The following is a 6525-nucleotide window of genomic DNA, read 5'->3' on the forward strand; positions in this document are numbered from 1 at the left end:
CAACTTCGATCTCCTGCTTGACGCAAATCTCTTGATCAACCGCAAGGGAGGCGGGTGCGTCGGTGGGGTGGGGTGGGTTAGTCGCCGGTTGCGGTATCTGCTGCCGATCTCAGGTTGGGGGCGCTTGCCGGTTCGGCGATGCCACCTGGCGATTCCGTGAAGCCCGCGACCTCCGCGGTCTCCGCGGCGACCGCCGGCTGGTCGGCCGGCATGACCTCGGGCATCTTGGGTACGGCGACCACCGCCGTTCCGTACGCGCAGATCTCCATCCACATCTCGCCGCAGTCGCGGCTGTCGAAGCGCATGCCGATCACCGCGTTCGCGCCGAGCCGCAGGGCCTCCTCGCCGAGCCGGGACACCGAGTCGGTGCGCCACCGGGTCAGGTTGTCCGGGGCCATCGGGTCGTACGCGCCGCCGCGCAGGTTCTTGACCCCCTCGCGGTACGGGTTGCGTGTCCTGGCCATCGAGGACACGACCTCACCCAGAATCTGGCGGATCTCATAGCCGGGCAGTTGCTCCGTCGTCACGACCAGCACGGTTCCGATGCTGTCAGGAGTGGCCTGACCCGATCGGGTGCATTGTTCACCTGATCGGATGCTGCAAAACAGCGCGGCGCGGACGACCGACACGGGGCCGACCATCCGCGCCGCGCGTGGCGTTAACCGTCAGACACCGGCCACCGAGGTGATCCAGGCCCGGTTGTACGCAACGCTGCCGTAATTCTGGATGCTGTAGCCGTCGGCGGTGGAGGCGACGCCGACCTGCTGACCGTTGTAGAACTGGGGGCCGCCGGAGTCGCCCCGCCAGGCGTTACCGCTGATCTCCGTGCTGCGGATCGCCTGCCCGCCGTACGCGTCGGTGACGCTGTTGCTGGTCACCCGCACGGTGGCGGCCTTGAGCTGGCTGGACGCGGAGCAGCCGCTGTAGCAGGTCATGCCCCACCCGTAGATCGAGTTGGTCGAGTTGATGGGCGGGTTGCTGCTGGCCAGGGTGACCGTCGACGTGCTGACCGTGCTGGAGAGCCGCATGAGGGCGAGGTCGTTGCGGGTGTAGGTGGCGCTCACCGTACGGGTGACTCCGCCCGAGGCGCGGTAGACGCTGCCGACCCGCACCGACATGGTGCCGCTGACGCAGTGGCGGGCGGTGAGCACCCACTGCGCGGCGATGACGCTGCCGGAGCAGGTGAACGAGCCGTTGCTCAGCACCGCGGCGGCCCAGGGCGCGGACGCGACGGTGGTGCCGCCGATGATGGGTTGTGGGCCGGGCGGGGCGGCGGACGCGCCGGAGGCGGCGCCGAGGGCGCCGACCAGCGCGGTGCTGAGGACGGCGAGCAGGGGGCGGATGCGCATCGGGTGGACTCCTTGGACGGGCGGACCCGGGGTCGCCGGGTGCGGGAGGGCGACAGCGGGGGGGTTCCCACCAACGCCTAAATCGACTCACATCGATGCACGATAGGCCTCGGGGCTGCCGTTATCAAGATTTTGATTGGGATTGATCAATGTAACGATTCGGCTACCGAAAGCGCCGTAGATGTCCTGGTGGGGCCACCTGTCGCACTCCCTGGGTCATCCTGAGCGTCGGTAATGTCGATCACTGCCTGAACTGCACCCGGCCGGTGCGCCCGTGGCGATATCTGCCAGGTACGCTGGCTGCGCTCGCCCGTTGTGGGTCGGCACCCAACTGCGTACACAGTCAGGAGTGCCCAGTGCCTCGCGTCGTCGTCGACGTCATGCTCAAGCCCGAGATCCTCGATCCGCAGGGCCAGGCCGTCGCAAACGCGCTGCCCCGGCTCGGTGTCGGTGACGTCGCCTCGGTTCGGATCGGCAGGCGGATCGAGATCGAGTTCACAGGTGAACCGGACCTGGACCGCGCTCGGGAGATTGCCGACAAGTTGCTTGCCAACCCGGTGATCGAAGACTTCACCATCCGCCTGGTCGAGGCCGACGAGACCGCGGGCGCCCGCTCGTGACCGCCCGGGTCGGTGTCGTCACCTTCCCCGGCTCGCTCGACGACGGGGACGCGGCCCGGGCCGTCCGGATCGCCGGTGCCGAGCCGGTCCGGCTCTGGCACGCTGACCCGGGTCTGCACGGGGTGGACGCGGTGGTGCTGCCCGGCGGCTTCTCCTACGGCGACTACCTGCGCTGCGGCGCCATCGCCCGATTCGCCCCGGTGATGGAGACGATCGTGGACGCCGCCCAGGGCGGTCTGCCGGTGCTCGGCATCTGCAACGGCTTCCAGATCCTGTGCGAGGCGCACCTGCTGCCCGGCGCGCTCACCCGCAACCAGCACCTGCACTTCCGCAACCGGGACCAGGTCCTGCGCATCGAGTCGGCCGGCACCGCGTGGACCAACGCGTTCCAGCCCGGCCAGGAGGTGCTCATCCCGGTCAAGAACGGCGAGGGCTGCTACGTCGCGGACACCGCGACGCTGGACCAGCTCGAAGCCGAGGGCCGGGTGGTCGCGCGGTACGTCGGCGGCAACCCCAACGGGTCGCAGCGCGACATCGCCGCGGTCACCAACGCCGCGGGCAACGTGGTCGGCATCATGCCGCACCCCGAGCACGCGGTGGAGGCGCTCACCGGTCCTTCGCTGGACGGCCTCGGCTTCTTCACGTCGGCCCTCAAGCACCTGGTGGGGACGCCGGCATGACCGGCGACACGATCATCGGTCTGCTCAACCGTCGGTCTGGCGGGCACGAGCGCAGCGAGGAGAGGTCATGACCACCCATCCGGACCCGGTACGCGACACGCCCGAGGCGTACTCCGCCCCGGCGCAGTCGGCCGAGCCGAGCGCGGCGCAGCCCGCCGCTCCGGCCCCGCTGGACACCGCCGTGTGGACCGAGGGCGTGGACACCGTGCCGCGCGCCGGTGGCACCCCCGGCGAGCTCCAGCCGTACACCGAGCTTGGTCTGCGCGACGACGAGTACGACCGGATCCGGCAGATCCTCGGCCGCCGGCCCACGCAGTCCGAGCTGGCGATGTACTCGATCATGTGGAGCGAGCACTGCTCCTACAAGTCGAGCAAGGTGCACCTGCGCCAGTTCGGCGAGAAGGCCGTGCACAGCGACCGGCTGCTCGCCGGCATCGGTGAGAACGCCGGCGTCGTGCAGGTCTCCGACGAGCTGGCGGTGACCTTCAAGGTCGAGTCGCACAACCACCCGAGCTTCGTCGAGCCGTACCAGGGTGCGGCGACCGGCGTTGGCGGCATCGTCCGGGACATCCTCGCCATGGGTGCCCGCCCGGTCGCGGTGATGGACCCGCTGCGCTTCGGTGCCGCGGACCACCCGGACACCGCCCGGGTGCTCACCGGCGTGGTCGCCGGTGTCGGCGGCTACGGCAACTGCCTCGGCCTGCCCAACATCGGTGGCGAGTTGGTCTTCGACCCCTCCTACCAGGGCAACCCGCTGCTCAACGCGTTGTGCCTGGGTGTGCTGCCGGTCAACCGGTTGCAGAACAAGGCCGCCGCCGGCCCGGGCAACGTTGTCGTCCTGATGGGCGCCAAGACCGGCCGGGACGGCATCGGCGGCGTCTCGGTGCTGGCCAGCGCCACCTTCGACGAGGGCAGCGAGGCACGCCGGCCGGCCGTGCAGGTCGGTGACCCGTTCACCGAGAAGCTGCTGATCGAGGCGTGCCTCGAGCTGTACGACGGCCAACTGGTCGTCGGCATCCAGGACCTCGGCGGCGCCGGGCTGACCTGCGCGCTCACCGAGACCGCCGCCGCTGCCGGCACCGGCATGCGGGTCTGGCTGGAGCGGGTGCCGCTGCGCGAGCCCTCGATGGACCCGCACGAGATCCTCGCCAGCGAGTCGCAGGAGCGGATGCTGCTGGTCGTCGAGCCGGACAAGCTGGACGCGGTGCTCAAGACCTGCGAGAAGTGGGGCGTGCTCGCCACCGCGATCGGTGAGGTCACCGCACCGGAGCCGGACGGCCGCCCCGGTCGACTGCTGATCACCTGGCAGGACCACCTGGTCGTCGACGTGCCGCCGGGATCGCTTGTCGACGACGGTCCGGTCTACGCCCGGCCGATGCGTGAGCCGGCCGACCTGATCCTGCTCCAGGCCGACCGGGCCGAGACGCTGCCCCGCCCGGCCGACCCGGCGGCGCTGCGGGAGACCCTGCTGCGCATGATCGCGTCGCCGAACCTGGCCGACAAGACCTGGGTCACCGAGCAGTACGACCGCTACGTGCTGGGCAACACCGTGCTCGCCCAGCCGGAGGACGGCGGCGTGATCCGGATCGACGAGCGGACCGGCCTCGGCGTGGCGCTGTCGGTGGACGGCAACGGCCGGTACGCGAGGCTCGACCCGTACCACGGCACCAAGCTGGCGCTGGCCGAGGCGTACCGGAACGTGGCGGTGACCGGCGCGAGGCCGATCGCCGTGACCAACTGCCTCAACTTCGGCTCCCCGGAAGACCCGGGCGTGATGTGGCAGTTCGCCGAGGCCGTGCGCGGCCTCGCGGACGGCTGCCTGGAGCTGGGCATCCCGGTGACCGGCGGCAACGTCAGCTTCTACAACCAGACCGGCGCGGCGGCCATCCACCCGACCCCGGTGGTCGGTGTGCTGGGTGTGCTGGACAACGTCGCCGACCGGGTGCCGATGGGCTTCGTTCCGCGCCCCGGTGGCGATCACGACCAGCTCTACCTGCTCGGCGAGACGAACGTGGAGCTGTCCGGCTCGGAGTGGGCGTGGGTGACGCACGAGCACCTCGGCGGCATCCCGCCGCAGGTCGACCTTCTCCGGGAGAAGGCGCTGGCCGACCTGCTGGCCGAGGCCGCCCGGGTGGGTCACCTGGCCTCCGCGCACGACCTCTCCGACGGCGGCCTCGCCCAGAGCCTGGTCGAGTCCTGCCTGCGGCGTGGCGTCGGTGCCCGCATCGCGGTGCCGGAGCAGTTCGCCGAGGGCTCGATGCCGTTCGTCTACCTGTTCAGCGAGTCCGCCACCCGGGCGCTGGTGTCGGTGCCGCGCGGCCACGACAAGGCGTTCGCGGCGCTCTGCGCCGAGCGGGGGGTGCCGTTCGAGCTGATCGGTGTCACCGACCCGACCGGCGGCGCCCTTGAGGTGCACGGCCAGTTCCGGGTCGAGCTGGACGAGCTGCGCCGGGCGCACACCGAGACGTTGCCGCGCCTCTTCGGGGGTTCGGCGGCCGTCGAGGTGCCCGCGCCGGCCACCGGCGTGGCGGGCGCGGTCGAGGCCGTCCCACTGCCGGTCGCCCCGGCGGAGCGGATCGACCCGGCTGAGGTGCTCTCCGAGCCGATCGCCGCTTCGGGGCCGTCTCCGGAGACCGGCGCTGTCGAGCCGATCGGTCCGGCACAGCCTGGTCGGTCGTCCGAGTCTGACACCGGTGTCACCGAGCCGTCGCCTGACGAGCGCTGAGGCGTTGGCGGCCGCTGTCTACGGCCAACCCGGCTCCGGTGCCCGGTTCGACTGGGGGCTGACCGGGGCGGCCGAGCTCGGCCGGGTCTGCGCGGCGCTGGTGGTGGTGGACGTGCTGTCGTTCACCACCGCCGTGGAGGTGGCGGTCGCCCGGGGCATGCGGGTGCACCCGTTCCCCTGGGGCGAGCAGGCCGCCGAGTACGCGGTGCGCGTCGGCGCGGTCGCGGCGGTGGGAAGACGGCAGGTGAGCGCGGAACACCCGTGGTCGCTCTCGCCCGCCGCGCTGAGCACCGCACCGGTGGTGGCGGATCTGGTGCTCCCCTCACCGAACGGCTCCGCCATCAGCGCCGCCGCCAGCGCCACCGGCCTGCCGGTGGTCGCGGCGTGCCTGCGTAACGCACGGGCCGTCGGGCGTTGGCTACGCCGCCAGGGGTACGGCACCGTGGACGCTCCGATCGGCGTGATCGCCTCCGGGGAACGGTGGCCGGACGGGTCGCTGCGCCCGTCGGTGGAGGACCAACTCGGTGCCGCCTCGGTGCTCGACGCTCTCTCCGGCGTACCGGGCGGGCTGTCCGTGGAGGCTGCCATGGCACTTGCCGCGCTGGCGAGCACCCCGGATGTGCCAGCCGCGGTGCGGGGGAGCGTGTCCGGGCGGGAGTTGACCGAGGGCGGCTTCGCCGAGGACGTGAACATCGCCGTCCGGATCGGCGTGTCGGACGTCGTGCCGGTGCTCAACCAGGGTGTCTTCTCCGCCGCCTGATCGGTGCTCAACCCACGTCGGGCCGGGCTGCGCCGGGCCGGGCCGGGCTGCGCCGGGCCGGGCTGCGTCGGGCCGGGCCGCGTCGGGCCGGGCCGCGTCGGGCCGTGTCCAGCCGCGTTGGGTGGCGCGTTCGGTGATCAACTCGGCTTGCAGGAAGCCGGGGTGTCCAGGCATGCGGGATGCCACGACTTCCTTGAGCACGAGTGGACCTTGAATGCGAAACGGCCACCCGGAGGACCCGGGTGGCCGTTTTCGTGCGCTGTGGTCGGTCAGTCGTCGAGCCAGTCGAGACGTCGGCCGCCCCGGTCGGTCGGCGGCGGGGTCTCCGGTCGGGGCCGACCGGCGGCCGGCTGACCGTAGCCGCCCTGCTCGTAGCCGCCCTGCTCGTAGC

General features: G+C 71.6%; 6 protein-coding genes. 4 read left to right on the top strand and 2 right to left on the bottom strand.

Going from position 1 to position 6525, the window contains the following annotated elements:
* Positions 1-77: 77 nt before the first annotated feature.
* Both ACFYPM_RS00250 and ACFYPM_RS00255 read right to left on the bottom strand, forming a co-directional pair.
* A complete protein-coding gene (locus ACFYPM_RS00250) occupies positions 78-641 on the bottom strand; it encodes a YbjQ family protein (RefSeq protein ID WP_387189598.1) in 564 nt (187 codons plus the stop codon).
* Between the two features lie 24 nt (positions 642-665).
* The gene (locus ACFYPM_RS00255) at positions 666-1349 is read right to left on the bottom strand and encodes a S1 family peptidase (protein WP_387189600.1); all 684 of its coding nucleotides are present in this window, start codon (positions 1347-1349) and stop codon (positions 666-668) included.
* Positions 1350-1705: 356 nt separating this feature from the next.
* Here ACFYPM_RS00255 and purS point away from each other — a divergent pair, with 356 nt between their 5' ends.
* The 4 genes from purS to ACFYPM_RS00275 all read left to right on the top strand — a co-directional run bounded on the left by purS (position 1706) and on the right by ACFYPM_RS00275 (position 6134).
* Entirely contained in the window at positions 1706-1969 is a 264-nt protein-coding gene (gene purS, locus ACFYPM_RS00260) for a phosphoribosylformylglycinamidine synthase subunit PurS (RefSeq protein WP_357243527.1), read from the top strand.
* Positions 1966-2649, top strand: a complete 684-nt coding sequence (purQ, locus tag ACFYPM_RS00265; protein ID WP_387189602.1) for a phosphoribosylformylglycinamidine synthase subunit PurQ — start codon at positions 1966-1968, stop codon at positions 2647-2649. Before purS ends, purQ begins: the two co-directional genes overlap by 4 nt.
* A 67-nt stretch (positions 2650-2716) precedes the next feature.
* On the top strand, positions 2717-5374 hold the full coding sequence (purL, locus tag ACFYPM_RS00270) for a phosphoribosylformylglycinamidine synthase subunit PurL (protein ID WP_387189603.1): 2658 nt from the start codon (positions 2717-2719) through the stop codon (positions 5372-5374).
* The gene (locus tag ACFYPM_RS00275; protein ID WP_387189605.1) at positions 5343-6134 is read left to right on the top strand and encodes a 2-phosphosulfolactate phosphatase; all 792 of its coding nucleotides are present in this window, start codon (positions 5343-5345) and stop codon (positions 6132-6134) included. The genes purL and ACFYPM_RS00275 overlap by 32 nt, the downstream gene beginning before the upstream one ends.
* Positions 6135-6525 lie beyond the last annotated feature (391 nt).

Origin of the sequence: Micromonospora sp. NPDC005203 (assembly GCF_042872705.1) — a bacterium.
Lineage (GTDB): Bacteria > Actinomycetota > Actinomycetes > Mycobacteriales > Micromonosporaceae > Micromonospora.

What these genes read in the sequence shown, in the direction of transcription:
- ACFYPM_RS00255 (WP_387189600.1), bottom strand. Translation starts at nt 1,349, where the DNA reads ATGCGCATCCGCCCCCTGCTCGCCGTCCTCAGCACCGCGCTGGTCGGC.
- purL (WP_387189603.1), top strand. Translation starts at nt 2,717, where the DNA reads ATGACCACCCATCCGGACCCGGTACGCGACACGCCCGAGGCGTACTCC.
- ACFYPM_RS00250 (WP_387189598.1), bottom strand. Translation starts at nt 641, where the DNA reads ATGGTCGGCCCCGTGTCGGTCGTCCGCGCCGCGCTGTTTTGCAGCATC.